This window comes from Paenalicyclobacillus ferrooxydans, assembly GCF_001399675.1.
GTDB lineage: Bacteria > Bacillota > Bacilli > Alicyclobacillales > Alicyclobacillaceae > Alicyclobacillus_B > Alicyclobacillus_B ferrooxydans.
In genome coordinates, this window is record NZ_LJCO01000023.1 from 1 (window position 1) to 1,782 (window position 1,782).

Genomic DNA, 1,782 nt, shown 5'->3' on the forward strand with positions numbered 1-1,782 from the left:
AACATTCCTGTATACGTTAGTGAATAGGGTTTGTAGAAATAATAGAGCCTCGCTACGATGAGTGTGTGCCGGGTCATTGCCCTAAAGAACTCATGTAGGAGGCGCTAATATGAAGTCTAGACTGGTTAAAGCTCAGAATCAACGGGTAGAACGAATTACCACCACAACGCTCGTCATTGGAATAGACATAGCAAAGGAGAAACACGCTGCACAGGCTATCAACTTTAGAGGAATTGTACTCAACAATCGACCTGTTATGTTTTCAAATGACCGCTCCGGCTTCGAGCATTTGGGGCAGACGATTCGTAAGTTGCAGAAGGCTCACGACATGGACGACGTAATTGTTGGTATGGAGAGTACGGGGCATTACTGGTTCAATCTCGCTAACTGGCTCGTGAACCAGGGTATCGACGTCGTGCTGGTCAATCCCATGACGACCAAACGCAACAAAGAGAACAGGGATAATTCTCCCTCTAAGAACGACCCAAAGGACGCACTCATCATCGCTGACGCAGTCAGCCGCGGGTACTACATTCCCTTTTCGCCAAAAGAAGAAGCGTTCCGTAGAATTCGAGTCGTTGTCACAAACAGAGAGCACTGGGTGGTCGAACGTGGGCGTATTGAGAACCGAATCCATCGGTGGTTGGACATCCGTTTCCCTGAATACAGACAAGCCTTCGAGGATCTCTTCAGCACCCGTTCTTTAGCCACACTACGCCGGTTCCCTACTCCGTCCGACGTATTGAAACTAACACCGGAACGCATGGTGGAAATCTGGGGTGAGTACATGTCCAGACCTGGCGGCGTTCGTGGAAAGCGTAAAGCGATTGAGCTTCTTGAGTTAGCCAGACATAGTGTTGGCGATACTTTTGCCTTGGAAGAAGACAAATGGGAACTGACGCATCTGGTGGACGAGTATGAGAGGGTACAGAGGATCGTTGATGAGGCTGACGAGATGATTGAGAAGATACTGCCCGAGATTCCTGGCTCCGAGCTCGTTCGGTCTATCGGTGCATCTATTCCAGCAACCGCTGCTATCCTCGCCTTTGGCGGTGACCTCAGTAAGTTGTCACACGGAAATCAGCTACTACGAAAAGCCGGATTGAACTTAGCAGAACGATCCTCTGGTAAATACAAGGGTCAGATTAAGCTCACGAAACGGGGCAATTCTCTACTACGCAAGCATTTGTATTTTACTGTCTTTCACCTGTTGTCATATAACCAAGCATTTCAAGCCCTGCATGCTCACAACATTGAAGTGAAGCGTATGACGAAGATGCAATCCATGATGAAACTAATCGGAAAGCTGGCTCGCATGCTCGTAGCCATGGCAAGGACAGGAGAAGAATTCAACCTAGACAAGGCTCAATTCCCGTTAGCAGCTTAAATATCCAATTACGCCCGGACACGTAGGTTGGCTCATTCGCAGGATTTCACAAAGAAAGCACGGGGTACCGAGAATGTGGGACTTAAGGGCTTAGACCCATTCCAATAACGTTGATCGGACTCCACACCTTGGATAGATAGGACGAAGGAATGTAAGGGCTTAGACCCGTCGAGATTTGGGAGAGTGAATCCCGAGGACCTTGTGGAGGAAAGCGTGCAGTAGAGAAACGTTTTGGAAGATGCTGTGAAATCGCACCGCACCTTCTGTTCCCACATGCCCTCAAACGCCTAGAGTTTAGCCTAATTAACCGTTCCTTCTTAATCCTACTTGAACAGGACAATGAAATCCTGCGAATGAGCGAGCATTCGTGAGAAAAACCTTATTCCACGAGGGAG

General features: G+C 48.4%; 1 protein-coding gene. It reads left to right on the forward strand.

Translation table 11 applies throughout. From position 1 onward, the window contains the following. Nucleotides 1-109: 109 nt before the first annotated feature. Nucleotides 110-1,387, forward strand: coding sequence for an IS110 family RNA-guided transposase (locus AN477_RS05355; protein WP_054968150.1), 1,278 nt, complete (start codon nt 110-112; stop codon nt 1,385-1,387). The last annotated feature ends 395 nt before the right edge of the window (nt 1,388-1,782 follow it).